Here is a 26,148-nt window from a genome sequence, read left to right as displayed (position 1 = left end):
CTACCCTTCGAGGAGCCCTTTGATGTCCTCTGCCGTCACCGTCTGGCTGAATGCCTGACCGGAACGCCCGCGGCCCTCGAACGTTCCGGCATCGGACATGAGTGAGTCGAAGAGTTCGGCCTTGCGCTTCTGCAGGGCGAGCACCTTCTGCTCGATCGTGCCCTCGGCGACGTAGCGGTAGACCATGACGTTCTTCGTCTGCCCGATTCGGTGCGCACGGTCGATGGCCTGATTCTCCGCGGCCGGATTCCACCACGGATCCATGAGGAAGACGTAGTCCGCCTCGGTGAGGTTGAGGCCGAACCCGCCGGCCTTGAGACTGATGAGGAACACCGGAGCCTCACCGGACCGGAACGCCTCGACCACGGCCCCTCGATTGCGCGTCGATCCGTCGAGGACAACGTAGGGAATGCCGCGCGCCTCGAGCCCGGAGGCCACACGGTCGAGGAACGATGTGAACTGACTGAACACGATCGACCGATGCCCCTCGGCGATGACATCCTCGAGCCGCTCCATCAGCGCCGCCAGCTTCGACGACGGCACCTCGGAATGCTCGGCGTCGACGATGGCAGGGTCGAGTGCGAGCATGCGCAGCAGGGTGAGCGACCGGAAGACGATGAACCGCTGCTTGTCGTACTCGCTGTCGATGAAGCCGAGGATCTTCTTCCGCTCCTTCTGCAGCACCCGATCATAGAGCTTCCGGTGCGCGGAATTGAGCTCGACCGTGATGACCTGCTCCTGCTTCTCCGGCAGATCCGCGGCCACCAGATCCTTCGTCCGCCGCATCATGAATGGACGGATCCGCCGCTGCAGTCGCTGCATGCGCCCCGGGTTCTCCCCCGACTCGATCGGGCGGACGTACTCGTCGTCGAACCGGTGCGGACTCGGGAACAGTCCCGGCGCGGTGATCGAGAACAGCGACCACACATCCCGCAGCGAATTCTCCAAAGGCGTGCCCGTCAGCGCCAGTCGGAACGGTGCGTTCACCGCCTTCGCCGCCTGATGAGCCTGCGAGGAGGCGTTCTTGACGAACTGCGCTTCGTCGAGGATCAGCCCGGACCACTCCATCCGCGAGATCGGGTCCTCCTCGAGCCGCAGCATCGCATACGACATGACGATGACATCGGCACCGTGCGCCACCTCGGCGAGGTCGATCCCACGCGCCCGCGTCGATTCGGCCACGACACGGACATCGAGATCGGGGGTGAACGCGGTCGCCTCCTTCACCCAATTCGGCACCACCGAGGTCGGGGCGACGACGAGGAACGGAGCGCTCGCCTGCACGTGTTTGATGAGCGCAAGCGTCTGCAGGGTCTTGCCCAGGCCCATGTCATCAGCGAGGATCCCGCCGAGGCGGCACCGGTAGAGCAGCGCCAACCACCGGAACCCCTGAACCTGGTAGGGCCGCAGACGTGCGGTACCCAGATCGGGCACCTCGGTGGCGGGCAGGTGTTCGAGGTCGGCCAATGCACGCACGGAGTCCCGCCAGGTCACGGCGGGTTCGGACTCATCGGCGAGGTCCTCGAAATCCGACCACAGGCCCACGTGCATGCGGGAGATCTTCGGTGCTCCGGGTTCCCATTCGGGGATGAGGTCCGCCTCGGCGAGGAGGGCTTTGAGCTTGTCGAAGATCGGCTTGTTCAGCGACAGGAACGAATCGTCGGAGAGCTTGATCTTCCTCGTCCCGGCGGCCAGCGCCTTGTACAGCTTGACGAAGGGGACCGGGCGCCCGTCGATGCTGATCTGGAAACCGAGGTCGAACCAGTCGTTCTTCTCCGACTCGACCGAGGTGATCTTCACGGTCGGTTCCCCGCCGAGCTCCCGGTACGGCTGCTTCTTTCCGCGTGTGATGACCTTGACGTGCTCGACCTCCTCGAGCCCGGGCAAGACGTTGACGACGAAATCCGCGGTGTCTGCGTCGTCGAGTTCGACGTCCTTGATGGCAGGCAGGGCGGACCCGGTTTCGTGGGTGTCGGCAAGGAGTCTGTCGACCTCGGTGACGACGGCGTCTTCGAAGTCGAGTTCGCGTTGCTCCGCATATTCTCTCGCCGAGGCGGCGCTGAGCTTCGCCCGATCGATGACGGGGAAGGTGCGGCGGGGTCCCTGATATTCCCAATACCAGCGCAGGGAGAGTCTGTCGCCGGCACCGAAGGCGACGAAGACGACGAGGCGGGGGCGGCCGTACTGCGGGAAGGAAACGGTGGCGTCGCTGCTGATGACCTCGGCGCTGGTGCGCAGCTGCGGGTAGTACTCCGCGAAGAACTCTTCTGTCTCGGCCTCGGGGATCGTAATCGGTCCGGGCGATTTGAGCACGGGCAGTGCGGATTCCTTCGTCGGGGTCTCCGCGGGGGCGAGGGTGACGGTGAAACCGCTGGTGACGTCGATGCCGAAGAAACCGTGCGTCCAGATCGGCTTGATCAGCCCGGGGGTATATTCGCGTTCGTCGATGCTCGCCCGCGTCTGGACGCGCAGTCGACCCTGACTGCGACGGATGTCGATGGCCGACTTCGCCTGATGCCCGATCCGGACGCTCATGCCCGGGTTGATGCCGACGAATTCGATGCCGAGCTTCTTCCCCTGCGTGAAGTGATCCCACAGCAGGGGAGTGCGGAAATCGCCGAGGTGGTACGGCGCCCCGTCGGGCGTGAAGTCTGTCTTCCCGCGGGTGCGCAGTCCGGCGAGCTGAGCGAACCATTCCTGATGGGCCGGGTCGATGCCGTGCTGGCGGGCCATGCGGTCGATCGTGCGCCATGACAGGGACCGCTTCACCCAGTTGCCGGAATCGCTGAGCATGAGCGGGCGGATGGCCAGAGACGGATTCGCGCCGGGCGTGACGGCATCTTTGTCGAGGAGGACCGAATGCTGGGCTTCGAACCAGGTGCGGGGGATGACCTCGACGAGTTCGAATCCCAGGGCCACGGGCGTGTGGATCTGCGGAGCCGCCTCGGCGAGGGGAGCCAGGGCCTCACGCCAGTCGGCGGGAGTACCCGCGGCACCCGTCGCCGACGGTGCGGAGGTGGGGCCGGTCGCGGCGGGGTTCGAACGGTTCTCGGGCACGAAGCCATCTTCTCATTGGACCGGGACATGGAGCGGAATCCTGAGTCCCGCTCGGACGTTCGGGCCTTCGTGCCCGGGGACACGGGGCGTGGAGTCCGCGCTGTCCTCAGGAATGCAGCGCCCGCTGGTACCGACCCGGCGTCTGCCCGACGAGGGCGGTGAACGCGTCGATGAAAGCGCTCGGGTTGGCCCAGCCGCAGGCGACAGCGGTATCGATGACAGAGGTGCCGTCGGTGAGCATGAGCAGGGCGCGGTGAATGCGCAGCTGGGTCCGCCACTGACGGAAGCTCATTCCGGTCTCCTCGGCGAAGAGGCGGGACAGGGTCCGTTCGCTCTCACCGATCCGTCGGCCCAGCTCGGCGAGGGTGGCAGGACTGGCCATGTCGGATTCGACGAGGTGGGTGAGTGCGAGCAGGCGCTCATCGCGGGGCTCGGGCAGGTGGAGAGGCTGTTCGGCGGTGGAGACCGCGTCATCGATGATGACCATACGCAGCCGGTCCCGTGCCGGTGCCGACCGTCGGGGGACGCCATCCTCCTCGGCGGCGGTGAGGGCGAGCAGGGCCTCCCGGGCCAGCGGCGAGACGGCGAGGACCGCCGGGCGCGGCGGCAGGAGTCCGGCGAAGGACGCGGTCATGAAGACGACACGCATGTCGGTGATCCCGTGGGCGCGGTGCTGGTGGGTGAAGTGTGCGGGGATCCACACCGCCCGGTTCGACGGCGCAATCCACGAACCGGCATCGGTGACCATCGACAGCACGCCGCTGGCCGGATAGACGAGATGGCCCTGGTCATGAACGTGGGCAGGAGTGAACTCGGCGTGGCCGAGGCGTTGGATCAGCTCGGGCGAATAGTGGTCGTGGCGGAATTCGAGCATCACTCGGCAGTTTAACGGTTGAGCGCCCTGCCTCCGCACACGAGGATGGAGTGGTGCCGCGCCGCGAGCGCCCTCTTACTCGGGTCTCCGTCCCGCGATACCACCCACCGATCAGCGAAGGATTCCATGACATCGTCGCGCCCAGATTTCCCCACGGAACAAGCCGCAGCCAGCGCCGAGGTGGTGTCCTCCCACCACTCCCTCCACGCTCCTCTCGAGGACTATCCCGTCCCCGGCGGTGAGCCTCCGACTCCCGCCGAGGTGGGAGAGCCCACCGAGCGGCCGCGCGGGAAATGGGCCCTGCTCATCCTCGGGATCGGACTCATCCTCCTCGGTCTCAATCTGCGCATCGGGGTCGCCTCGATCGGACCCGTTCTCGGCGACATCCGGGTGTCGCTGGGTCTGTCGGCCACCTCGGCGAGCCTGCTCACGACGATCCCCGTCTTCGCCTTCGGTGCCTTCGCGTTCCTCACCCCGGGCCTGACCAGGCGCTTCGGCATGCACCGTCTTCTCGGGCTGACGATGGCCGTCCTTGCGGCCGGGATCCTGCTGCGGCTGCATCCGAGTCTGCTCGCCCTGTTCGCCGGCACCGTCCTCGTCGGAGTCGCCATCGCCGTGGGCAACGTCGTCATGCCCGCGGCGATCAAGCAGGACTTCGTCCACCGGTCGGGGCTGATGATGGGCTTGTACTCGGCGGCGCTGTTCGTCGGGGCGGCCATCGCCTCGGGGCTGACTGCTCCGCTGCTGACGGTGATGGGCGGAAGCTGGCGGCCCGCGTTGGCGGTGTGGGTGATTCCCGCGCTGCTCGCACTCGTCGTATGGATCCCTCAGCTGCGTCGCCGGCCGGGTCGGATGAAGACCGGTGCGGGTGTCGCGGATGCGCCGTCGGACCGTGGTGAACCGTCGTTCCGATCCATCCTGACCGACCCGACCGCGCTCGCCGTGACCGGTCTGATGGGGCTGCAGTCGGTCAGCTATTACACGGCGCTGACGTGGGTGCCGACCATTCTTCAGGATGCAGGGATGGGGGGCGGTCTCGCCGGCGGCATGCTCGCGTATTCCGCGTTCCCCGGTATTCTCGCCTCACTCGTCACCCCGGCTGTGGCGGCGAGGATGCGGCCGAGGTGGCTGCCCGTGGTGATCTCGGCGGCGCTCATCGGAGCCGCCTATCTCGGGCTGGCTGTGCTGCCTGCCGGGGGTGCGATCGTGTGGATGACTCTGCTCGGTCTCGGGCAGGGGGCGGCGATCAGTCTGTCGCTGACGTTCATCGTCTGGCGATCCCCGACGGCCCACCGCACGGGGCACCTGTCGACGATGTCGCAGGGCATCGGCTACCTGCTGGCCGGGCTGGGACCGGTGGGCGTCGGAGCGATCCACGCGGCGACGGGCACCTGGACGGTGCCGATGATCGTCCTCGGCGTGCTCCTTGTTGTTCAGCTCGTCGCTGGTGTCTTCGCCAGTCGGCCGGTGCATATTCGCGCGGAGTGATGCTGGCCGGCGGTGTTCCGAGGGTGTTCATCACCTCAACGATCTCGGCCGATGACATCGTGGCCGACGATGATGAGAATGACAGGAATGACACCTAGAGACATGGACGTCCTTTCCTTCGAATCGACGATGGGCAACGCCTTCGACGTTACTCGCCGGTTTCCGATGGGACCGTGGGGTAATCCCCACTCCTGGCTGGTCGTGACTGAGGTCACGCAGGGCGCTTTGCCGGTTGAGGTCTCCTGCCAGAACCTGATTCGGCTGAGCGACTCTGCCCGACGTCGGCTGAGTAATTCTGCCCGATAGCCCGATCAGGACACGCTGTGTCCGCGGGGCTCGCTATCCTCGTGGGTATGGATGAGAACAAAGAGGTTCACACACAGTTCTTCGACGCCTACACCCGCGCACTGCTCGATCGGGATGCCACGGCGATCGCCGATCACTATGCGGTGCCGGCGCTCATCGAGTTCCCGGGACAGCGGATCCTCGTCACCGATGCGGGTCAGACCGAGCAGTTCTTCGCGCAGGCCTTCGGGCAGTACGAGGGAGTGACGGAGATCGATGCCGACGTTGCCGTGGTGGCATCGATCGGGCACAGCATCTGGGCCGATGTCACCTGGAGGTACCGCGGTGGTGCTCCAGACGAGCGGAACATGTATCAGCTCGTGCAGATCGATGACGGCTGGAAGATCGCCGTGCTCACGCCGCTGACGCTCGACGAAGGTTAGGGCGAGCCATGGGCGATCATCCCGAGCTGCTGCACACCGTCATCGACACGACCGACCCGAGACGACTGGCGGAGTTCTACCGTCATCTGCTCGGCTACATCTACCGGCCCGGGGACGAACCCGCACCCGAGGACAGATCGGTCACGGGCAGCGGGCAGGATGGGAAGGACGGTGAGGCCGAGCCCGACTGGCTCGTGCTCACCGATGCCCGCGGGAATCGGAAGCTGGCGTTTCAACTCGTCGCGCATCTTGAGCCGACCACCTGGCCGAAGACGACCGTTCCCATGCAGATGCATCTCGATCTCACCGTAGCGGACAGAGCCGCACTCGACCGACAGCGGCAGCGAGCCGAAGACTTGGGAGCCGAACTGCTCTTCGACCGCACCGACGACGAAGACGAGCCACTCTACGTCTTCGCCGATCCCTCCGGCCATCCGTTCTGCATATTCGTCGCATGAGCGAGAACAGCGACAATGATGACGAGCGTTGGCTGATCGTCAAAGGACGCCGGTGGCGACGAACCGACCCAGCACTGGAACCGAGCGTGATCGAGGAACTCAAAAGCCACCTCGGCGCTGCGAGGAACGCCGTCAAGCAGGCGAAGAGGCGGGGCGATGGAAATGAGCTCGCGGAGGCGAGACGGAGGGTGGATGCCGCGAAGCACGGCCTCGGCGAACGCGGTGAGTATTGGTGGGACATGTCGCTCGAGGACCGCCGGCAACGCGCGGAGACGGCCCTGAACGAACTGCGGTGAGCTCGATCAGGGCCGTCAGGGTGCTGTCAGGCGTGAGCAGCCCGGGTGTACGGGCTGCTGCGGGCCGTCAGATCCCGGACACCGCTGCTGCAAGGTTGCCGAGGGATGACTCGAGGTCCTCTTCGCTGACGGCCGGGAAGTCGACCTGCTTGAGCACCTCCTTGTCGGTGACCGCGCTCCAGTCATAGGTCACGGAGACCTCGGTCGAGTCATGGCTGTGGGACGTGAGTTCCCAGACCCATTCCCAACCCGGGGGCTCCTCACCGGCTGGTGCCGTCTTCCAGGCGAGAAGCTTGTTCTCCTCATAGCCGATGACGTGGTTGTCGGTCTTGTAGTCGCCGCCCATCTTGTCCCAGTTCATGTTCATCGTGAATATTTGGCCGGTCTCGGTGATGCGATCGGTCTTGTCATCCGACTGGACCATTCCCGAGCCGTCGATCTCGGCATGACGCTCTGGATTGGAGAGGACGTGGAAGATGTCCTCTACGGGGGCATCGATCGTGCGGGAAGCGCTGATGCTCGTCTCGCTCATGCTTGTACCTTTCGTCAGATGGTGGCTGGAGTACGGGTCGGTCTACCCGTCCCTGTCGGCCACGCTATACGCTCGATCCAAGTGACGGGAGGGGGTGCGCAATCAATCACAGCAAATGCGGTCACTCTTCCGGATCCTCGTTGAGGAATGCAGAATAGCCGACAGAGGTACGTGCCATCCGCGTCTCCGGGGCCCGAACCGTCAACCATCAACCCGAGAACTGGGAAGAGCACAGCATGAATCGAGAAGTCGCCCAGGCCATCACCGACGCCGTCGACAACGCGTTCGATCGTCAGCTTGAGTTCACCGAAGATCTCATCCGCTGTCCTTCTGTCCGCGGCAGTGAGGCGGCGATCCAGGACCGCATGGAGCAGGAATTCTCCGCCAGAGGACTGGAGATCGACCGCTGGCGCATCGACGAAGAGAACATCGAGGATCACGTGGGCTTCGGACCGATGACCGTGCCCTACGACGAAAACTTCAACATCGTAGGCAGCTATCGGCCGGCCGTCTCGCAAGGCCGATCCCTGATCCTGCAAGGTCATGTGGATGTCGTTCCGACCGGCCCCGTGGAGAATTGGACTACACCGCCCTTCGAGCCACGAGTCGAGGACGGCTGGTTGTACGGACGTGGCGCCGGGGACATGAAAGCCGGGCTCGCTGCCAACCTCTTCGCCTTCGACGCGATCACCGCTGCCGGATTCTCTCCTACAGCCCCGATCCATCTCCAATCCGTGGTGGAAGAGGAGAGCACCGGCAATGGAGCGCTTTCGGCACTTCTGCGCGGCTACACCGGCGACGCTGTGCTCATCCCGGAACCAGAAGAGAATGCTCTGGTTCGAACCAACGTCGGAGTCATCTGGTTCACCGTTCGTGTCGAAGGGAAACCGAGTCATGTCCGGGAGATGAGCAAGGGCTTCAACGCCTTCGACGCGACAAATGACGTGATCGCCGACCTGCGCACACTCGAGGCGGATTGGAATGGTCAGAAGGACCGGTACCCGGGCTTCGAGGATGTCGATCATCCCATCAACTTCAACGTCGGAGAGATCTCAGGTGGAAACTGGCCCTCCAGCGTCCCGTCATGGTGTGAGATCTCCGTGCGTGCCGCCATCTATCCGGGGATCGACCCGGAACAGGCGTGGGAAGAGATCCAGGAGCACGTCCGGCACGCGAGCATCGCCCGGCGCGGTCAGGACAGTCGCCTGCCACACCTGGAGCGAACCGGCTTCTTCGCCGCAGGATATCGGCTCGAAGAAGGCGGAGAAGCTGAGGCCGTCCTCGGGTCGGCCCACCAGGATGTGTTCGGCCAGCCCCTGCAGTCGTTCACCACTCCGGGCTACCTCGACGGTCGGGTGTACACGAACTACGGATCGATGCCGACTCTGACCTACGGTCCCCGATCCCTCGACATCCATGCCTTCGACGAGAGGGTGCACATCGTGTCCGTCCGCAACATCACGAAGACCATCGCGCTCTTCATCGCCGAGTGGTGTGGGTTGGAGCCGTTGAAATAGAACTGCCGAGGGGACCAGGCGAGGAAGACGTCGCATGACTGCAGAAGAAGCTGATAGCTCCCGATCAACGCATATCGACTCGGCGCAGCTGCGGCGTGTCTCGGCAGGTTCCCTCATCGGCACCGCCATCGAGTGGTACGACTATTTCATCTACGGCCTCATTGCCGCTCTGGCCTTCAATGAGCTCTTCTTTCCCACCTTCGATCCCGCTGTGGGCACTATCGTGGCGTTCCTGTCATTCGCCATCGGCTTCTTGGCCCGTCCTGTGGGGTCGCTCGTCTTCGGCCATCTCGGCGACAGGATCGGACGCCGGAACACACTCATCGCCACAGTCCTCGTCATGGGCATCAGCTCGGGCGCCATCGGTCTGCTGCCGACATACAACACGATCGGGGTGTGGGCTCCCATTCTGCTCGTCGTGCTGCGCATCATCGAGGGAATGTCCGTCGGCGGTGAGTGGGGCGGTGCCGTGCTGATGGTCGTCGAGCACGCCCCACCCGAGAAGCGTGCGTTCTACGGCGCGATGCCACAGTACGGGTCACCGATCGGCAATCTGGGCTCGAGCGGAATCGTCGCTGTGGTGACATTGCTTCCCCATGACCAATTCATCGCATGGGGCTGGCGCGTTCCGTTCCTCCTGTCGTTCCTCCTCATGGCCATTGCGCTCTACATCCGCTTCAAGGTCGACGAAACACCCCAGTTTCGGAAGATCGTTCAGGAGGACAGAACGGTCAAGGTCCCCTTTTCCATGTGCTCCGAACCAGTTGGCGTCGCGTGCTCATCGGCGTGTGCGCCAGCCTCGTCGGAAGCGCGCCGTTCTATCTGCTGACGACTTTCATCGTCAACTTCGGCACCGAGACACTCCATCTGGCCGCCGGCATACTGCTGACGGGAACGATGCTCGGCGCCGTCCTCGAGGGCATCGCCATCTTCTTCGGCGGTCAGCTCGGGGATCGGTTCACTCCTTGGAAAGCCGTAGGAATGACGGCGCTGCTCTCTGTGGTCCTTGCCTTCCCGCTGATGGCTCTGGTCGGCACGGCCTCACCGCCGTTGGTGATCATCGGCATCGGTGTCGGCATCGGGCTGCTCGGCCTGCCATACGGGGCGCTGGGTTCGATGATGGCGGACATGTTCCCCGATCGGTCTCGCTACACCGCTGTTGCTGTCTCCTACAACGTCTCGGGAGCCATCGGCGGCTTCGCGCCTTCGGTCGCCTTGGCGTCGGTGACCGTGTTCGGTGGAACGATCTGGGCCACCGCAGTTCTGCTGGCGCTGAGCATGATCATCACCGCACTGGGCGGCATCCTCGCCGGCCGAGCTGCCCATAACGACTCGCTGACATCCTGAAGGGACACCGACCCAGCACCCGTTCGATGCGTCACCCGATCTGGTCAGCCAGATCCTCGAAGTCCTCCGCGACGATGTCCCAGTCGCCCTCTGCCGTGAGGTCGGTCGTCTGCCCCGGCCCATATTCAGCGGGTCGACGGACGAACGCGGTGCGCAGCCCGAGTTCGGCAGCGGCGGAGAGATCACTGTTGTGTGCGGCGACCATGCCTACTTGGTTGGGCTCGAGTCCGAGGACCTCGGCGGTGCGCAGGTACGCGGCGGGTTCGGGTTTGTAGGCACCAGCCACCTCGGCGCCGAGGATCGCATCCCACGGAAGCCCCGCACGTTTGGCGACGTCGAGCGCCAAGCGGATATTCGCATTCGACAGCGGCGCGATGATGAACCGCTCCTTCAAGCGGGTCAGCCCGGAGACCGCATCCGGCCACGGATCGAGCCGATGCCAGGCGAGATTCGCCTCATCGAGCACCTCGGTCGGGATCGATGCGGGATCGACCCCCATCTCGGCGAGCACGGTCTCGAGGTTCTCCCGATGGAGCACATCGAGCCGGACGAACTCGCGTCCGCCGCTGCGCACCCGCTCCATCGACGGCTGATACTCCGCCCGCCAGCGATCGGCGAACTCATGCGCATCGAGACCGGGAACATGATCGCGTAAGTGCACGGCCACCTCGGCGGCGACACTGTTCCTCCAGTCGACGACCGTGCCGAACATATCGAAGACCAGGGCCTCGACCCCGTCGAATCGTGCGCTCATGGTTCCACGGTAGCCCGAGGCTGCGAGGGCGTCCATGTCAGCACCACCGCATAGACTGACACACATCCGGCAACGACACGGCACCGACGAGGGGGACCGACCGTGGGGTGGAGCACGAGCGAACTGGCGCGCCTGACCGGCACGACGGTCAACACGATCCGTCACTATCACAAGCTCGGGCTGCTCACCGAGCCCGAGCGGATGAGCAACGGCTACAAACAGTACGGAGCCTCCCACCTGCTCCGACTCCACCAGCTTCGGCGGATGCGCGAACTCGGGATTCCGTTGGCCGACATCGGCTCGGTCGATGATGACCACGAACAGCAGCAGCTGGCACTCAAACAGCTCGAACGCGACCTCGGCGAGCAGATCGCCGTGCTGGAGAAAGCACGGACCGAGGTGACCCAACTCCTCGAACACGGGGCACCGATCGATACGGCATCGGGATTCATCGACATCGCCGCACGGCTGTCGCACGCCGATCGCAGCCTGATGAACGTCTACTCGAGCCTCTACGACGAATCGGTGATGGCGGAGATGCGGTCGATCATGGATGACACCACCCCGTATGACCAGGAGGTCGACGAACTCCCCGAGGATGCCGACGAGGAAACTCGTGCGCGCCTGGCCGCACAGATCGCCCCGACCATGAAGCGCCAACTCGAAGCCAAACCCTGGATGCTTGCACCGGCGACACGGATGAAAGGCGACGTGAAGATGGGGCAGTCCGCCATCATCGGCACGATCAGCGAGGTCTACAACAAGGCGCAGATCGACGTCATCCAACGCGCCTTCATCGCAGTGTTCCCGACCCTTGACATCCCCGAGGCCGACCGCGAGCGATTCAACGCCCACATCCAGCAGATGATCCGCGAAGAGGAGGAAGACTGAGGGTTTCCTGAGTTCGCGGCTGAGGGCTTGACCCTGTTCCGAGAACACAGTCTGTACTGAACACATCGACCATGAGATCCGGCTCAACCGGACCGGATCCGACGATCACCGTTCAGGAGGACACCATGAACCCCGTCATCGATTTCTTCCAGGGGCTCGCCGCCCACGTTCCGGACCTTCTCCAGCCCTTCATCATCGCCGCCGCCGGAGCCGTTCCCTTCATCGAAGGGGAGATCTCCTCGATCATCGGCGTCTGGGCGGGCATGAACCCGATCGTCGCGGGAATCGCCGGCGCCATCGGCAACTTCGTCTGCGTGAGCGTCATCGTGCTCCTCGGCGCCCGAGCCCGCCGTGCCGTCGTCACTCGCAAGGCCGAGAAGCGTAAGCTCGCGGCCGTCGGTGCCGGTGTCGGCGACGAGGCTGCCGCCGACGGTACCGGTGGTGTCGCCGGCGCTGGGACCGCTGTCGAAGCTCTGCCTGCCGATGGGACCGCAGGTGACATGGTTGCCGAGGGCAACCTCGGCGAGGAGGGCAAGCCCGAATCGAAGGGCCGGATCAAGTTCAAGCGCTTCCTCACCCGGTTCGGCGTTCCCGGAGCGAGCCTGCTCGGGCCGCTGGCGATCCCCACCCAGATCACCTCGACGATCCTCGTCGGTGCTGGCGTGAAGACCTCGTGGATTCTGCTCTGGCAGGGCATCGCCATCATCGCCTGGACGACCCTGACCACACTCATCGCCACCGGCGCGCTCACCCTGTTCGCCGGCTGAGGTTGTCGGGGCCCGTACCCACCAGCGCTTCGGGCGCTCGACGCACCTCGCGCATCCGCACCACCCGATCCCGCACCACTCGACCCAGCACCACATGAGAGAGGAAGACCCATGACCATCGCCCACCGACACCGTCGCCCGCTGACATTCTCGGCATTCGTGCTCGTGGCCTTGGGCCTGCCGGTCGTCCTCCCGTTCTCCGCAACCATCATCGGCTGGGTGATCCGTCTGCCGATGCGACTCGACCTCGCCGACGCGCTGCTGGCGACGCTCGGGATCTTCGCCGCCTGGTTCGTCCTCACATCGGTCATCGACGTGATCATCGACGGCAGCGACGCCGCCGGGTCGCTGACCGGGCCATTCGTCTCCGCGGGAGCCTCGCTGCTCATCCTCGGCGGCGGGTATCTGCTCATCCTCGACTCGGCCCTGGCGGCCATGACCATCGCCGGAATCCTCGCCGGTGTCGTTCTCGCTCTGAGCGTGTGGGTCGATGTCAGGGTGGTGCGGCAGGCCCGCGGCCGCCCCATCGTGGGAGCGCGCCGACGACTGAGATCGTAGTATGGAGGGGATGTCTGATTCCGGGAAAGCCCACACGTCGTCGCCGGCCGTGCTCGGCGCGCTGCTGTTCATCACCGCGCGCAGCCTCGATTCCGCCGACGTCCCGGGCACCCCCGCGAGTGCCGATCCCGCCCAGCTCAGCCCGGCCGACCGGGACATCCTCGCCGAGGTGGAGCTCGCCCTGGCAGCTCAATCCGAAGGTTCCGACAGCGCTGGCGAGCCCGTGGGTTCCGCGCAGACCACCGGCTCCGCGTCGGCCGTGACCTCCACCCTCGCCGAGGTGGCCGCCGCCATCGCGTACGTCCGTGGCCGTGCGGAGATCCCGAGCCTCACTGCCAGCCGCTATGACGTCTTGCGCAAGACGGTGCTCGGCGGACTCGGCGCGGCATCGGTCAAGGGCGCGACCGTGTGGCCGCCGACCAGCCAGACCGCGGTGCAGCGATTCGGGTCCTGGAACGAGGCACTCAAATCTGCTGGCCTGGCCACGAACAAGATCGGACGCGCCAAGGGGCAGCTGCGCTTCGACGCGGCCGCCTACGACAAAGCGATCGGCGAGTTCCTCGCCGACTGCGAATCCCGCGGGCTGGCAACCACCTACAAGTCCTACACCGACTACGCCGCCGAGCATAAAGGCGAAGTGCCATCAGCTGCGGCGGTGCGGAAGTTCTACGGCAGCTGGAACGCCGCCCTCGCCGCCGTCGGGTGAAGAGTCGGCTGCTCGCCCGAAGGGCCGCGGAACAACCTTGCGTGAGAGAATGATTCTCAACAGGACGTGGGCTCTGCTCAGAGCCGCACATTGAGATCACGGTGACTCCGCGAAAGGCAGGCAGATGAGCGCGCCCGGGCATCCGCAGCAGGGTTCGGCCCACCCGCATTCGGGTGAGAAGGCTCCACTCCACCCGGATATCAAGGACGCGACGCCGCGCTGGATGCTCTGGACATCCGTCGTCATCGCGTGGGCCTCGGCCGCCGCAACCGCCCTCGTCTTCGTCCGCGTCGGCGCCCTCCTCGACGGCAGGCCACTGACTCCAGCGACGAGTATCAGTCTCGTCCTGCTCATCGCCGTCGCCGTGGCCTGCGCTTGGGGCGGGGTCGTCTTCTCCGACTGGGCCTCATCGACGACCGAACGTCGGCTGCGCTCCCTCGTCATCAGCCGGGTCTTCGACCTCGGTGCTGTGGCCACCAACCGGCGCTCGAGCAGCCTCATCTCCCTGGCCACCGATGCCGTCGACCGCACCGCACACTACCGCGCCGGATTCCTCGGCCCCATCGTCGGTGCGCTGACGACCCCGCTGCTCGTCCTGGGCATCATGGCACTGACCACGAGCGCCGAGGTCGCCGGCTGGGTCGCCCTCCTCGTCCTCCTCGTGCCCGTATTCATCGGCGGCTTCCGACGGCTCATCCGACCCGTCGGTGCCGCCTACCGACGCTCCCGCGGCCAGCTGACCAGCAGTTTCCTCGATGCCATCACAGCTCTCGAAGACATCGTCTATGCCCGGGTCGGCCGGCGCATCGGTGATGATCTCGCCCGCCGAGGTGAAGCTCACCGGCGCAACCTCATGCGTCTCCTCGCCGGCAATCAGCTCCTCATCCTCGTCGTCGACGCCGCGTTCTCCCTGACTGTCATCGTCGCGGCAGCTGCGCTGACGGTCGCGCGGGTGAGCGACGGGTCGCTCAGCCTCGGCGAAGGGATGACCATCCTGCTGATGACGACGCTGGTCATCGGGCCCGTCGACATCGTCGGCCAGTTCTTCTACATCGGCGTCTCCGGCCGGGCCGCCCAGCAGCGGATCAGCGGCCACCTCGGCGACCACAGTGCGAGCACCGAGGTGCCGGCCACCACGGCACCGAGCGGTGAGACTGCGACGGACCACCTCAGCGACGGCAACCACCGCGACCCCGCTGGGACCGATGCCGACCACAGCACCGAACCGCGTCCGCCAGCGCTGGAACTGCGCTCGGTCACGGCCGGCTGGCCGGGTGCCGAACCGGTGTTCGTCAACCTCGATCTGCGCATCGAACGAGGAGAACGCGTCGCGATCGTTGGGCCGAGCGGGGTCGGCAAATCCACCCTCTCGGCACTCATCCAGGCCCACCTGACACCGCAGACGGGGCAGGTCATCGTCGACGGAATCCCGACCAGCAGCGGCTCCGGCAGCGCCGACACCCTCACCGAGGCGGCCAGCCAGGTCGACACCCACGATCCTGCCGAACGGGAACCGTGCGAACACCTCCCCACCGAGGCAGCTGTGCGTTCCCACCTCGGCGTCGTCGAGCAGCGGACCTTCCTGTTCATGGGCACGATCGCCGACAACCTCCGCCTCGCCCTCCCTGCCGACGACCACGCAGCCGACGACTCCCTGCTGTGGGAGGCCCTTGACTTCGCAGGACTGCGCACCGACGTCGAAGCGATGCCCGATGGGTTGGCCACCGAGGTCGGCGATCACGGACGGCTGCTCTCCGGCGGGCAGGCACAGAGGTTGGCGATCGCCCGCGCCTGGCTGCGGGATGCCCCGATCCTTCTCTTCGACGAACCCACCTCGCAGGTCGACCTCGCCGGAGAGGCTGCGATCCTCGAGGCGCTGGGCCGCCTCGGCGCCGAGCGTACCGTCATCATGATCGCCCACCGCCCCGAGGCCATCCTCGCCGCGGACAGGGTCATCGACCTCTCCGAACTCCGGGCAAACTCCTCCAATGGAGCAGAGACTTCCAGCGATGCGCAGTCCTCAAGCAGTGCACTCGTTCGAGGAGAATCCCAGTGACCCGCGTTCGCCTCGCCGCGCGCCTCCTCGACGCCGCCGGCAACCTCTACCCCTCGCTCATCGCCTCGACGATCTGCCGCATCCTCAACCAGCTGCTCGGCATCGCGCTCCTCGTCATCGCCGCCACTGCGATCGTCGGTGTCGCACAGGGTGGGGAGCCCAACCTCGGCGGACTCATCACCACACTCATCGTCATCGCCCTGGTCAAGGCGGGTCTGCGCTATCTCGAGCACTACCTTGGGCATCGTGTCGCCTTCACCGCGCTGCAACGACTGCGGGAGCTCTTCTTCACCCGCCTCGTGCCGCAGGCGCCGGCCGCGACCACCGGCCGGGCCGGTGCCGAGCTCACCGAACGCGCCTCCGGTGACATCGACCGGATCGAGGTCTTCTTCGCCCACACCTTCCCGCCCGCCGTCAGCGCCGTCGTCGTACCCGCGGTCGCGCTGGCGTGGGTGGGCCTCGCCGTCGACGGGACGCTCGCACTCACCCTCGCCGTCATCGTCATCCTCATGCTCGCAGCCCCCGTGCTCACCAGCCGGTCGACGTGGCGGGCCTCGGCCGATGTGGCGGAGGCGCGCGGTGAGCTCGCCGGGCACATCGGCGACGACGTCCACGGCATCCGCGAGGTCCTCACCTTCGGCGCACAGTCTCGCAGGCTCGAGAAGCTCGACGACGACGGCCGAGCGCTGAGTGCGAACCGGACCTCGGTTGCCCGGATCCAGGCGGGGCGGTCAGCGTTGCTCGTCGCACTCCAGCTCATCGGGCTCGTTGCCGTCGTCGTGGTTGGAACGGCCGGTGGGGAGCTTGCGGGTGGTGGCAGTCTCGCCGGTGGTGGCGGCGCTGCTTCGGATGGTGCGCTGGCGACGGCCACCGCGCTCGCCGTTTTCGCCGGACTCTGGTTGCCGGTGCGCGGCATCGAGAACTTCTCCACCGGCCTCGACTCGGCCCTCGCCGCGGCCGCACGCGTGTGGGAGATCATCGACTCCGCCCCCGCGGTCCCCGACACCGGGACTGCCCAGCCGCCGGAAGGTCCGACCGGCATCTCCGTCGATGCCGTGACCCTGCACTACCCCGGACGTGAGACGCCCGCCCTCGTCGAGGTGGCCGCCCGGTTCCGGGAGAAGACATGGAGCGCCGTGGTCGGGGTGTCCGGATCGGGGAAGTCGACGCTCGCGTCGCTGCTCGTCCGCGGTCGCGATCCCGAATCCGGGGCGGTCCGCCTCGGCGAGGTCGACATCACGGACCTGCCGCTCGATGCGCTGCGTCGGCGCATCGCCTTCGTCACTCAGCACCCGACGCTGCTGTCGGGCAGCCTGGCCGACAACCTGCGCCTGGCCGCACCGGAGGCCAGTGATGACCTCATCGGCGAAGCGCTGTCGATCGTCGCGCTCGACGATTGGGCGACTGGTCTGCCGGAGGGGCTGGCGACGCGGATGCAGGGGCGTGGACTCACGGTCTCGGGAGGTCAGCTGCAGCGGCTGGCGATCGCCCGTGCGCTCGTCGCCGAGCCGGAGGTGCTCGTCCTCGACGAGGCGCTCAGCCAGCTCGATGCGACCACCGCGAGCACCGTCCGGCGGCGTCTGGCCGAGAGTCGTCCCGAACTCACCGTCATCGAGATCACCCACCGAGCCGATCTGCTGCCCGATGACACCGAGGTGGTCGTCATGGACTCCGGTCGCATCGTCGAACACGGACCGGCGGGCGTGCTGCGGGGAGCGGACGGCCCCTTCGCTCGCGTCGAGGCCAGGAACACGCCGGGCCGCTGATCACAACCTCAGCACGGGCGCCGTCACGGCCCCGACCACCTCGGCGAATCACCACCTCGGCGCGCTGCCCGAACCCTGACGTCAGCGGTCGGCGGCGAAGGCCTCCAGCCGGTCGCAGGCGGTGTTGATCGTCTCGGGGGAGACGGCGAACGTCAGTCGCAGATACCCTTCACCGGCGGGGCCGAAGGCCGAACCGGGGATCGTCGCGAGGTTGTGCTTCTCGAGCAGCTGGGTCGCCAGGTCCCAGGAGTTCAGTCCCCAGTCCTTGACATTGACCCAGGCGTAGAAGGTCGCGGCCGGCCGTAGCAGGCTCAGTCCGTCGATGGGATTGATGCGCTCGACCATGAGCTCCCGGCGCTCGGCGTACGAGGCGACCATCGACGCGACGACGTCCTGCGGTCCGTCGATCGCGGCCACCGCAGCCTCCTGGACGAAGCCCGGCAGGCTCGAAGTCAGGCCCTCCTGGAGGAGCGCCATTGGGGCGATGAAGTCCTCGGAGCCGATGACGAACCCACAGCGCCAGCCGGTCATGGCATAGGTCTTCGAGAAGCTGCCGATCGCGAGGTAGCGGTCGAAGTCAGGGCGCACCTCGGCGATGGAGGTGAAGACGGCGTCGTCGAAGACCATCTCGTCATAGACCTCGTCGGAGATGACGGTGAACCCGTGCTCCTCAGCGAGGTCGGCGATCTGTTCGAGGTCGGCCTGATCCATGACCGAGCCGAGCGGATTCGACGGACTGTTGATGAGCACCGCGGCAGTGCGGTCGGTGATCGCTGCCCGAACATCCTCGGCCCGGAGTTTGAAGTCGTTGTCTTCCGTGACGGGAACGGACACCGGACTCCCGCCGAGGCGGTGGACCTGGCCCATGTAGTTCGGGAAGCTGGGATCGGGGATGATGACCTCGTCGCCGGGGGAGACGGTGACGTCGAGGGCGAAGGTCAGGGCCTCCATCGCGCCGAAGGAGACCATGACGTTCTCAGGTCCGACGCCGCGATTCCACCGGCCGGAGTACTTGCGGGCGATGGCCGCGCGCAGTTCGGGGATGCCTGCATTGGCGACGTAACGCGTGTTGTCGTGCTCGATTCCGCGAATTCCGGCGGCCTTGATGTGCTCCGGGGTGTTGAAATCGGGTTCGCCGACAGTGAGCTTCACGGCGTCGGGGAAATCGAGCGCGAGGTTGAACATCTTGCGGATGCTCGAGGCCGGGTAGGTGGCGGCCATGGGGGAGATGCGAGGGTGCGTGTTCGTCATGGTGTCAGTGTCCTCCTGTCGTTCGGGCGCGGGATGAGTCGGTCACGACGCGAGACCGGGGCGGGGGTGCGCTCTTCGGCTTGGTGAAACTGCACCAGCTTGGTCCATGCACCAAGCTGGTGCAGTTTCACCAAGCTGGCGCGGAAGAGTGCGGCGGTGAGGGTGCTTGGTGCTGATGATGGAACGTACCCACTTCGGCATAGCCGCGCTCCGCCCGTCACTCCGCGAGACCGGCGAGGTGCGAGCCGAAGCGAGCGAGCAGACTAGTCCGCTTCGCCCCGGTGGCCCGCTCCCAGGTGTCGGCGATGCCGAAGATCCTGTACATCGAGCGGATGCCCAGCCACCGGACCGGTTCGGGCTCCCACTGACCCGAGAAGTGGTCGTTCCACGGCAGTGCCGTCAGCGGAGTCGCCTGGCCGGACGCGCGATCGAGGAGTGTCCTCGCCGCCAGGTGCGTCGCCGTCACGCCGTGCCCGGCATACCCGCGGGCCACACCGATCCGCTGCTCGGGGTCGAAGAAGATGCCTGCGCACCAGTCCCTGGTCACCCCGAGTGCACCCCGCCAAGCGTGCGCGATGTCGAAGTCGAGGTCGGGGAAGAGTGAGGACAGGCGTCCTGCCAGGAGGTCGACCACCTCGGCGGGGACCTCACCGTCACCGGGCAGACCCGAGCCAAACGCATAGGGTGCTCCGCGCCCGCCGATGGCGATCCGATCATCGGCGGTGCGCTGGGCGTAGATGAACGTGTGCGCGGTGTCGCCGAGGCACTCGTGGCCCTCCCAGCCGATGTCTTCCCATACGTCTGCGGGCAACGGTTCGGTCGCGATCATGGAGGAGAACACCGGAATGACCTGGCGTCCCTGCAGTCCGGGGAGGTCGCCCGTGACAGTGCCGGAATAGCCTTCGAGACAGACGAAAATAGTGTTCCCCGAGACCTGTCCGCGGGTCGTCGAGACAGCACCCTTGCCGATGTGCCCGGCCGCCGTGTCCTCGCAGATCGTCACTCCCTGTTCTCGCAGGAATCGGGCGAGACCGCGGGTGAGCAGCGCCGGATCGATGGCGGCGGTGGCGGGGAAGTAGAGGCTGCCGAGGGCTCCGGCGACATCGATGCGGGCACGCGTGGCCTCGCCATCAAGGAACTGCATGTCCTCGGGCCCGTAGCCGAACTTCTCGTTACCGGCTTGGAGATCGCGCAGGCGAGACATCCCGGCCTCGGACTGGGCGATGTCGATGTGGCCGCCGCGGACCTGGTGGGCGTCGATGCCTTCGGTCTCGCAGACGGCGAGGACGTCGTCGATCGAGTCGAAGAGCGCGGACTGGAACGCACGCACGCTGGCGATCCCGTCGAGCCCGGCGGACCCGACCGGTCCGGTCGGATCGGTTGCACGGGCACGGTCGACCGCCTCGGCGTACTTCACTCGGTTGCCGGGCAACAGGGTCGACAGCCAGCCGCCGTTGCGTCCCGAGGCGCCGAAGCCGATGTGTGTGGCTTCGATGATCGTGATCGCCCAGTCCGGGTGGGCCTGCCGCGCGTAGTAGGCCGACCACAGGCCGGTGAGCCCGCCGCCGACGATGATGAGGTCCTGCTTCTCGTTGGGCAGCGGTGACGGGGAGTCAGGTGCGGGCGGTGACTGGGTCAGCCAGTGGGAGGCCTCGCCGTTGAGGTAGGACACGGATCTTCTCCTGGTCGTAGGTGGCCGCTCGTGGTTTCGGGTTCGCCGGTGCCGGGTGGTGTCGGTCAGCGGTAACGCGTGCTGCCGGTCAGCGAAGTCGGAGCGTACGGAATCATGTCTATCTCACGCTCCCGGCGAAGTAAATGGTTGTCGGGAAGCGTATTGCCATATGGAATCGGTGCATTGGCGTTCTGATTCCATGGGTCGTACTGGCTCGGGCCGTCGGGACCTGCTTACACTGATCGCATGAGCGCAATAGAGCCGATCAACACCCACGAATTCCCCCTCCACCACGAGCCCATCGAGGCGTGGCAGCGGGTCGGCTCAGCTGCGGCGAACGACCTCGCCGGCGCCGACGTCACCACGGCCTTCGCGGAACTCGGTTCGATCGGGGGAGCGGACTACGGGCTGTGGGAGATGAGCGTCGGGTCGATGCGCGACGTCGAAGGCGATGAGGTCTTCCTCGTCGTCAGCGGCACCGGGCGCATCGAGTTCGAGGAATCGACACGGCCCGACATCGACATGGCCCCCGGGGCATTGGTCCGACTGAGTGACGGTGAGAAGACCCGCTGGACCATCACCGAGGCGCCCCTGCGCAAGCTCTTCATCGCCCCGAGCGAGGGTTGAGCGGGTTCCGCTCGTGGCCCGGGTGCTGCCTGTTCGACGGGGCCCGCGCATTGCTGTCTTCCGTGCGAAAACGGGTGCGAAGCCCGGCGAGGTACGCCCGGGAATCGGGAAAACCGCAGGGGACGGCTGCCTCGGCGCTGGGTAAGGTGAAGACATAGCCCGCCGAGACGAAGGGATCAACGATGATCGACCTGGCTCACCCGCGCGACCTCGTGATGATCGGCGCGATCTTCGGCCTGGCGGCCTTCATCTGGGCGGGGTGGGCGCAGGAGGCACCGCCGAAGGCGCTGATCTTCCGCATCATTCTCGGGGCACTCGCCGTCACCGGACTCGCGGTGTCGGTGCCGAGCATCCTCTCGGCCATCGGGCACTGGTCGGAATCGAGTGCCTTCACCACCGGCACGACCGCCTTCACGCTCTACGTCATCGTCTTCTGGGCCGAGGTCGTCATCGGCGCGGTCGCGAGCTTCTTCGCCATCCGCGCAGGTCAGACAGAGATCATCGCCCCGCTCATCCTTGCGATCGTCGGCATCCACTTCTCCGCGCTCGCCGGTGTCTTCGGCCAGCCCGTCCTCCACGTGGCGGCGCTGGCACTGACGATCGTCGCGGTGCTCGCGTTCGTGCTGCCACGCGAACTCGCTGCGCCGAGCTTCTGGTGCGGACTGCTCGGCGCACCTGTGTTCCTCGCTATCGGTCTGTGGTGCCTGCTCGCGGGACGCTCTGCTCTTCCTGCGGGGTGAAGGGCGGGCAGACCGATCCGTGTGTGCGATCGATCGAGAGGCTTCCCGCGTCGGTGACGTCGGATCCGGACACCGCTGACAATCGGCTCCCACCTGGACTATCGTGTGTGAACCGGAGCACAGTCATCCCCTCCGCACCCCCGACCTTCGACGAAGGAGCCGTTCATGAAGACCGCTCGCCGCTTGGACAACCTCGGCACCGAGACCGCGTTCCGCGTCGCCCAGGCCGCTGCCGACTGGAAGGCCCGGGGAAACGAGATCTTCCCGTTCCACCTCGGCGATCTCAATTTCCCCCTGGCCGGGCACATCGTCGAGGCGATGGAGCAGGCCATCCGCGACGGCAAGACCGGGTACTGCCCCGGTCCCGGAATCCCCGAACTCCGGGAAGCGCTCGCCGATGACATCGGGTCCCGCCGTGGAATGACGATCGACCCCGCCGAGGTGGTCGTGACCACCGGCGGCAAGCCCGTGATCACCAAATTCCTCCAAGCGGTGATGAATCCCGGCGAGGGCGTGCTCTACCCGAATCCCGGGTTCCCGATCTACGAATCCCAGATCGATTACCTGGGTGGAACGGCCCTGCCCTACCGGTATGTGCCGACCGCCGACGGCTTCGCCATCGACCTCGATCACCTGCGGGCCTCGATCGACGAGGACACCACAGCGATCATCTACAACGACCTGCAGAACCCGATCTCGGCCGAATCCACGCCTGGCGAGCGTGAGGCGATCGCCGCAATCGCGCAGGAGTTCGACCTGTGGGTGCTCTCCGACGAGGCGTACTTCGAGATGCGCTACAAAGGGAAGTCCCAGTCGATCGCCGCCCTGCCGGGGATGCGCGAACGCACAGTCATCCTCTATACATTCTCGAAGAAGTACGCGATGACCGGCTCCAGGCTCGGCTGCGCAGTCGCACCCATTGAGGTCGCCGAAGCGATCTCAACGATGAACACCAACGACGAGTCCTGCACGAACCATTACGTGCAGTGGGCGGGCATCGCTGCCCTGCGCGGACCACAGACCAAGGTGGGGCAGATGCTCGAGGTGCTGCGCAAACGTCGCGACGCCACCTGCCGCCTGATCAACGAGATCCCCGGCATGAGCGTGGCGACCCCGGGCTCGACGTTCTACGTCTTTCCCGACGTCACCGAGGCGATGGCGACGAAGGGAATCGCGACCCTGGCCGACTTCTCCACCGAAGCCCTGCACGCCACCGGAGTGTCGTTCTGCACCCGCGAACACTTCGGATCACCGCAACCGGGCGAGGACCGGTCCTACATCCGGCTGGCCTATTCGGGCATCGACGAAGCCGCGATCACCAAAGGCCTCGGCCGGCTCAAGGAGTGGATCGAGGCCTGAACTGTCCGATCATGCCCACGTGTGTGCGGCCGGACGTCTCGTACTCGGCAGGGCGTTGTTCAGGCGCCAATCGTGGATCCACTCGGGCAGTTCCACATCGGCCGGCGGCGGTCCGAAGGCGCCGATGGCCTCCTCCTTAGACACGGTGCCAGTCTCAGAGAGCAGCCGCGTGGCCACGAATGCACGAGCGTAGATCTCTCCATCGACGACGATGCGGTGCTCGAAGTAGACAGCGCGTTCATCGACTCCGATGATCCGGGTGTCGAGACTGTAGCGCTGACCGAGTTTGAGTGACTTGCGGAAGCTGATGGTCTCAGCGCTGATGACGCCGGTCCAACCCTTTTCGCGGAGGGTGGTCCAGACTCCGCTGCGCACGAGCACGTCGAGTCGCCCCAGATCCATGATCTCGAAGTATTTGCCGTTGTTGACGTGCATGAAGATGTCGATCTCTGAAGGCCGGACCCGCAAGGGAAGTGAGTAGGTGTCCCAGATGTCCTGCGTCGGGCGACGGCGGGATCTCAGCAGCTGCAGAATCATACGCGTAAAGTGCATGAGCCCTATGTTACTTGATGGTAAGTTGTCTGTGAATCATGCCGACGACGCGGTGAGGCCACGTGCGCACGTCAGGGGTGGGCCACCTCGGCGAGGGATCGACTCAGTCGTCGGCCGGCTGCGGTTCGCGGCCGGGGATGAACGGTGATTCCTCGGGTTCGGGGTGGCGCTTGTATTGGACGGCCATGATGATCACGCCCAGTGCCACCGCGCCGATCGCACCCCAGACGTTCGTGCGCAGGCCGAAGATGACGAAGCTCGGGTCGATGCGGATCGACTCCCACACGATGCGGCCGGCGCCGTACCACATGAGATAGACCGCGAAGAGGCGTCCCCACTGGAAGAAGATCTTGCGGCTGAGGTAGAGCAGGACCAGGGCGCCGAGGCTGTTCCAGATGACCTCGTAGAGGAACGTCGGGTGGAATAGTGTTCCCGGGGGAGTGCCCAGGGGGATCGCCGAGTTGCCGGGGTCGATCTCGAGGCCCCAGGGCAGGGTGGTCGGCAGCCCGAAGAGCTCCTGGTTGAACCAGTTGCCGAAGCGTCCGCAGGCCTGGGCGAGGATGAGGCCCGGGGCCAGTGCGTCGAGCAGCGTGGTGAGTTTGAGGCCACGCCGCCGGCACATGATCCAGGCGCCGAGGGTGCCGCCGATGAGGGAGCCGAAGATCGCGATTCCGCCCTCCCAGATCGCCCACACCGACCCGGGTTCGAAGATGTTCCACGGGTTGCGGCCGGGTCCGAAGTAGTCCGTATAGTGCGTGATCACGTGGTAGATGCGGGCGAAGACGATGGCCATCGGCACGGCCAGGGTCGCGATGTCGAGCACCTGCCAGTCCTCGACGCCGCGGGCGGTGAGGCGGCGGTTGGTCAGCACGATCGCGATGATGATGCCCACGAGGATGCACAGCGCATAGAAGTGGATCGTCAGCGGGCCGAGTTGGAAGCTCGAGACGCTCGGGCTCGGGATCGCCGCCGAGATGTCGTGCGGAATCGCTGTGGCGCTGGGAGTCAGGGGCGAGCTCGTGAGGACTGCAGGCATGGGGCCAGTCTATTTGCACCTGGCTGGCAATCCCCTATGCGGTCATTGGGCGGGCGGTCGGTGGGGAGCAGGCAGCGATCTCAGCTGCGGTTGGAACTGCGGACTCTCGCTGGGTCGGCTGCGCGAGGTCACTGACCCTGACCGGTGACAGTGGGAAGATGGGGGGCCATGGGACTCGATTTCACCCTCGTGCAGCTGCGCTACTTCCAGGAGGTCGCGCGGCGGGAGCATATGACCGAGGCGGCCAGGCACCTCAACGTCACCCAATCCGCGATCTCGACAGCGATGGCGCAGCTCGAACGCACGTTGGGGCTTGACCTCTTCATCCGGCAGCGGAACCGCTCGGTCGTTCTCTCGCCTGCCGGAAAGCGATTCCTCTCAGAAGTCACGCCCTTCCTCGAAGCCTCGGACAACCTCGGCGAGACCGCCTTGGGCCTCTCCCGTCATCTCAGCGGTGATCTCACCGTCGGGGTCTTCTCGCCGATCGCGCCCACCCGCCTGCCGCTCATCCACGACGAATTCGAGAAGCGCTACCCAGACGTTCGGGTCAACTACCTCGAGGCGGATCTCCACGAACTTCAGCAGGCGCTCGTTGCGGGACACTGTGATATCGCGCTGACCTACACCTTGGGTCTGACCGACCGGTTCGACACCTACCTCATCGATGTCGTGCGACCGCACGCACTCGTCTCGCTCAGCCACCGCCTCGGCGGGGGTGGGGAAAGTCCGCGCCCGATCCGATTGGCGGAGCTCGCCGAGGAGGACTACATCCAGCTCGATCTGCCCTTCAGCCGACAGTACTACGACGAGCTCTTCCGCATCGCCGGCGTCACTCCGAAGGTGCGACATCGGTTCTCCGGATACGAGACTGTGCGCTCGTTTGTGGCGATGGGACTCGGGTACTCCCTGCTCAGTCAGAGTGTGTCGTCAGGGACGTATATCGGTTCCAAGACCGTCGATGTGCCGCTGCTCGATGATTTCCCCAGCATCGACCTCGCTCTCGTCTGGCCGACCGAGCTCCGGCTGAGTCGTCGGGCCCAGGCGTTCTGTGAGCTGACTCGGGAGATCCTCGGGCCTGAGGGGTGAGCCGCTCCTCTGGGTGAGAGCTGATCTGCA

The 26,148-nt window shown here is 65.9% G+C and carries 25 protein-coding genes; 17 read left to right on the top strand and 8 right to left on the bottom strand.

Features of this window, described 5'->3' with window-relative positions; genetic code table 11:
* Complete coding sequence (locus HK401_RS07020; protein WP_181273960.1) at positions 1-3,057, bottom strand: DEAD/DEAH box helicase; 3,057 nt, start codon at positions 3,055-3,057, stop codon at positions 1-3.
* A 106-nt stretch (positions 3,058-3,163) separates the two neighbouring features.
* Positions 3,164-3,931 (bottom strand): AraC family transcriptional regulator, encoded by a 768-nt coding sequence (locus tag HK401_RS07015; RefSeq protein ID WP_181273959.1) that lies wholly within the window; start codon positions 3,929-3,931, stop codon positions 3,164-3,166.
* Between the two features lie 126 nt (positions 3,932-4,057).
* Here HK401_RS07015 and HK401_RS07010 point away from each other — a divergent pair, with 126 nt between their 5' ends.
* The 4 genes from HK401_RS07010 (at position 4,058) to HK401_RS06995 (ending at position 6,901) form a co-directional block, all read left to right on the top strand.
* Positions 4,058-5,419, top strand: a complete 1,362-nt coding sequence (locus HK401_RS07010) for a CynX/NimT family MFS transporter (protein ID WP_181273958.1) — start codon at positions 4,058-4,060, stop codon at positions 5,417-5,419.
* Between the two features lie 353 nt (positions 5,420-5,772).
* Positions 5,773-6,147 (top strand): DUF6841 family protein, encoded by a 375-nt coding sequence (locus tag HK401_RS07005; protein WP_181273957.1) that lies wholly within the window; start codon positions 5,773-5,775, stop codon positions 6,145-6,147.
* An 8-nt stretch (positions 6,148-6,155) separates the two neighbouring features.
* Positions 6,156-6,605 (top strand): VOC family protein, encoded by a 450-nt coding sequence (locus HK401_RS07000; protein WP_181273956.1) that lies wholly within the window; start codon positions 6,156-6,158, stop codon positions 6,603-6,605.
* A complete protein-coding gene (locus HK401_RS06995) occupies positions 6,602-6,901 on the top strand; it encodes a biopolymer transporter Tol (RefSeq protein WP_181273955.1) in 300 nt (99 codons plus the stop codon). Before HK401_RS07000 ends, HK401_RS06995 begins: the two co-directional genes overlap by 4 nt.
* A 67-nt stretch (positions 6,902-6,968) precedes the next feature.
* Here HK401_RS06995 and HK401_RS06990 read toward each other — a convergent pair whose 3' ends face one another.
* Positions 6,969-7,433: an SRPBCC family protein gene (locus HK401_RS06990; protein ID WP_181273954.1), complete on the bottom strand. Its 465-nt coding sequence runs from the start codon at positions 7,431-7,433 to the stop codon at positions 6,969-6,971.
* Positions 7,434-7,669: 236 nt separating this feature from the next.
* Here HK401_RS06990 and HK401_RS06985 point away from each other — a divergent pair, with 236 nt between their 5' ends.
* The 3 genes from HK401_RS06985 to HK401_RS06975 are packed head-to-tail and all read left to right on the top strand — an operon-like array spanning position 7,670 to position 10,297.
* Positions 7,670-8,950 (top strand): ArgE/DapE family deacylase, encoded by a 1,281-nt coding sequence (locus HK401_RS06985; protein ID WP_181273953.1) that lies wholly within the window; start codon positions 7,670-7,672, stop codon positions 8,948-8,950.
* Positions 8,951-8,984: 34 nt separating this feature from the next.
* Positions 8,985-9,779 carry an MFS transporter gene (locus HK401_RS06980; RefSeq protein ID WP_181273952.1) on the top strand — a complete coding sequence of 265 codons (795 nt, stop codon included), beginning with the start codon at positions 8,985-8,987 and terminating at the stop codon, positions 9,777-9,779.
* The gene (locus tag HK401_RS06975; protein WP_181273951.1) at positions 9,701-10,297 is read left to right on the top strand and encodes an MFS transporter; all 597 of its coding nucleotides are present in this window, start codon (positions 9,701-9,703) and stop codon (positions 10,295-10,297) included. The genes HK401_RS06980 and HK401_RS06975 overlap by 79 nt, the downstream gene beginning before the upstream one ends.
* A gap of 31 nt (positions 10,298-10,328) precedes the next feature.
* Here HK401_RS06975 and HK401_RS06970 read toward each other — a convergent pair whose 3' ends face one another.
* Positions 10,329-11,051: a haloacid dehalogenase type II gene (locus tag HK401_RS06970; protein WP_181273950.1), complete on the bottom strand. Its 723-nt coding sequence runs from the start codon at positions 11,049-11,051 to the stop codon at positions 10,329-10,331.
* A gap of 102 nt (positions 11,052-11,153) precedes the next feature.
* Between HK401_RS06970 and HK401_RS06965 the strand changes: the two genes are divergently transcribed.
* The 6 genes from HK401_RS06965 (at position 11,154) to HK401_RS21020 (ending at position 17,795) form a co-directional block, all read left to right on the top strand.
* Complete coding sequence (locus HK401_RS06965; protein WP_181273949.1) at positions 11,154-11,942, top strand: MerR family transcriptional regulator; 789 nt, start codon at positions 11,154-11,156, stop codon at positions 11,940-11,942.
* 71 nt (positions 11,943-12,013) lie between these two features.
* Positions 12,014-12,709 carry a small multidrug efflux protein gene (locus HK401_RS06960; protein WP_258234061.1) on the top strand — a complete coding sequence of 232 codons (696 nt, stop codon included), beginning with the start codon at positions 12,014-12,016 and terminating at the stop codon, positions 12,707-12,709.
* 111 nt (positions 12,710-12,820) lie between these two features.
* Positions 12,821-13,267, top strand: coding sequence for a hypothetical protein (locus tag HK401_RS06955; protein ID WP_181273948.1), 447 nt, complete (start codon positions 12,821-12,823; stop codon positions 13,265-13,267).
* Between the two features lie 10 nt (positions 13,268-13,277).
* The gene (locus tag HK401_RS06950; protein ID WP_258234060.1) at positions 13,278-13,973 is read left to right on the top strand and encodes a homing endonuclease associated repeat-containing protein; all 696 of its coding nucleotides are present in this window, start codon (positions 13,278-13,280) and stop codon (positions 13,971-13,973) included.
* Positions 13,974-14,097: 124 nt separating this feature from the next.
* Positions 14,098-16,029, top strand: a complete 1,932-nt coding sequence (locus tag HK401_RS06945; protein ID WP_181273946.1) for an ATP-binding cassette domain-containing protein — start codon at positions 14,098-14,100, stop codon at positions 16,027-16,029.
* Entirely contained in the window at positions 16,026-17,795 is a 1,770-nt protein-coding gene (locus HK401_RS21020) for an ABC transporter ATP-binding protein (protein WP_181273945.1), read from the top strand. Before HK401_RS06945 ends, HK401_RS21020 begins: the two co-directional genes overlap by 4 nt.
* An 81-nt stretch (positions 17,796-17,876) precedes the next feature.
* On the opposite strand, the gene HK401_RS06935 is transcribed toward HK401_RS21020, so the two are convergent.
* Entirely contained in the window at positions 17,877-19,046 is a 1,170-nt protein-coding gene (locus HK401_RS06935) for a pyridoxal phosphate-dependent aminotransferase (RefSeq protein ID WP_181273944.1), read from the bottom strand.
* A 217-nt stretch (positions 19,047-19,263) separates the two neighbouring features.
* Positions 19,264-20,718 carry an NAD(P)/FAD-dependent oxidoreductase gene (locus tag HK401_RS06930; RefSeq protein ID WP_181273943.1) on the bottom strand — a complete coding sequence of 485 codons (1,455 nt, stop codon included), beginning with the start codon at positions 20,716-20,718 and terminating at the stop codon, positions 19,264-19,266.
* Between the two features lie 246 nt (positions 20,719-20,964).
* Between HK401_RS06930 and HK401_RS06925 the strand changes: the two genes are divergently transcribed.
* The 3 genes from HK401_RS06925 to HK401_RS06915 all read left to right on the top strand — a co-directional run bounded on the left by HK401_RS06925 (position 20,965) and on the right by HK401_RS06915 (position 23,444).
* Positions 20,965-21,345, top strand: coding sequence for a cupin domain-containing protein (locus HK401_RS06925; RefSeq protein ID WP_181273942.1), 381 nt, complete (start codon positions 20,965-20,967; stop codon positions 21,343-21,345).
* Between the two features lie 182 nt (positions 21,346-21,527).
* Positions 21,528-22,085, top strand: a complete 558-nt coding sequence (locus tag HK401_RS06920) for a hypothetical protein (protein ID WP_181273941.1) — start codon at positions 21,528-21,530, stop codon at positions 22,083-22,085.
* Between the two features lie 165 nt (positions 22,086-22,250).
* Complete coding sequence (locus HK401_RS06915; RefSeq protein ID WP_181273940.1) at positions 22,251-23,444, top strand: pyridoxal phosphate-dependent aminotransferase; 1,194 nt, start codon at positions 22,251-22,253, stop codon at positions 23,442-23,444.
* A 9-nt stretch (positions 23,445-23,453) separates the two neighbouring features.
* Here the strand turns inward: HK401_RS06915 and HK401_RS06910 are convergent, their stop codons facing one another.
* Together HK401_RS06910 and lgt are read right to left on the bottom strand one after the other, a co-directional pair.
* Entirely contained in the window at positions 23,454-23,996 is a 543-nt protein-coding gene (locus tag HK401_RS06910; protein ID WP_181273939.1) for an acyl-CoA thioesterase, read from the bottom strand.
* Between the two features lie 103 nt (positions 23,997-24,099).
* Positions 24,100-25,032 carry a prolipoprotein diacylglyceryl transferase gene (gene lgt / locus HK401_RS06905; RefSeq protein ID WP_181273938.1) on the bottom strand — a complete coding sequence of 311 codons (933 nt, stop codon included), beginning with the start codon at positions 25,030-25,032 and terminating at the stop codon, positions 24,100-24,102.
* Between the two features lie 168 nt (positions 25,033-25,200).
* On the opposite strand from lgt, the gene HK401_RS06900 reads away from it, so the two are divergent.
* On the top strand, positions 25,201-26,118 hold the full coding sequence (locus HK401_RS06900) for a LysR family transcriptional regulator (RefSeq protein ID WP_181273937.1): 918 nt from the start codon (positions 25,201-25,203) through the stop codon (positions 26,116-26,118).
* The last annotated feature ends 30 nt before the right edge of the window (positions 26,119-26,148 follow it).

The sequence above is a fragment of the Brevibacterium oceani genome (assembly GCF_013623835.1).
Taxonomy (GTDB): domain Bacteria; phylum Actinomycetota; class Actinomycetes; order Actinomycetales; family Brevibacteriaceae; genus Brevibacterium; species Brevibacterium oceani.
Note: the sequence above shows the minus strand (reverse complement) of the source record. Positions and strands in the feature narration are given on the sequence as shown.

Coding starts and splice junctions, on each gene's coding strand:
- HK401_RS06990 (WP_181273954.1), bottom strand. CDS start 7,433: ATGAGCGAGACGAGCATCAGCGCTTCCCGCACGATCGATGCCCCCGTA.
- HK401_RS06920 (WP_181273941.1), top strand. CDS start 21,528: ATGATCGACCTGGCTCACCCGCGCGACCTCGTGATGATCGGCGCGATC.
- HK401_RS06915 (WP_181273940.1), top strand. CDS start 22,251: ATGAAGACCGCTCGCCGCTTGGACAACCTCGGCACCGAGACCGCGTTC.
- HK401_RS06995 (WP_181273955.1), top strand. CDS start 6,602: ATGAGCGAGAACAGCGACAATGATGACGAGCGTTGGCTGATCGTCAAA.
- HK401_RS06960 (WP_258234061.1), top strand. CDS start 12,014: ATGAGATCCGGCTCAACCGGACCGGATCCGACGATCACCGTTCAGGAG.
- HK401_RS06925 (WP_181273942.1), top strand. CDS start 20,965: ATGAGCGCAATAGAGCCGATCAACACCCACGAATTCCCCCTCCACCAC.
- HK401_RS07015 (WP_181273959.1), bottom strand. CDS start 3,931: ATGCTCGAATTCCGCCACGACCACTATTCGCCCGAGCTGATCCAACGC.
- HK401_RS06955 (WP_181273948.1), top strand. CDS start 12,821: ATGACCATCGCCCACCGACACCGTCGCCCGCTGACATTCTCGGCATTC.
- HK401_RS06945 (WP_181273946.1), top strand. CDS start 14,098: ATGAGCGCGCCCGGGCATCCGCAGCAGGGTTCGGCCCACCCGCATTCG.
- HK401_RS06970 (WP_181273950.1), bottom strand. CDS start 11,051: ATGAGCGCACGATTCGACGGGGTCGAGGCCCTGGTCTTCGATATGTTC.
- HK401_RS07005 (WP_181273957.1), top strand. CDS start 5,773: ATGGATGAGAACAAAGAGGTTCACACACAGTTCTTCGACGCCTACACC.
- HK401_RS06950 (WP_258234060.1), top strand. CDS start 13,278: ATGTCTGATTCCGGGAAAGCCCACACGTCGTCGCCGGCCGTGCTCGGC.
- HK401_RS06900 (WP_181273937.1), top strand. CDS start 25,201: ATGGGACTCGATTTCACCCTCGTGCAGCTGCGCTACTTCCAGGAGGTC.
- lgt (WP_181273938.1), bottom strand. CDS start 25,032: ATGCCTGCAGTCCTCACGAGCTCGCCCCTGACTCCCAGCGCCACAGCG.
- HK401_RS07010 (WP_181273958.1), top strand. CDS start 4,058: ATGACATCGTCGCGCCCAGATTTCCCCACGGAACAAGCCGCAGCCAGC.
- HK401_RS07000 (WP_181273956.1), top strand. CDS start 6,156: ATGGGCGATCATCCCGAGCTGCTGCACACCGTCATCGACACGACCGAC.
- HK401_RS06910 (WP_181273939.1), bottom strand. CDS start 23,996: ATGCACTTTACGCGTATGATTCTGCAGCTGCTGAGATCCCGCCGTCGC.
- HK401_RS06980 (WP_181273952.1), top strand. CDS start 8,985: ATGACTGCAGAAGAAGCTGATAGCTCCCGATCAACGCATATCGACTCG.
- HK401_RS06935 (WP_181273944.1), bottom strand. CDS start 19,046: ATGACGAACACGCACCCTCGCATCTCCCCCATGGCCGCCACCTACCCG.
- HK401_RS06985 (WP_181273953.1), top strand. CDS start 7,670: ATGAATCGAGAAGTCGCCCAGGCCATCACCGACGCCGTCGACAACGCG.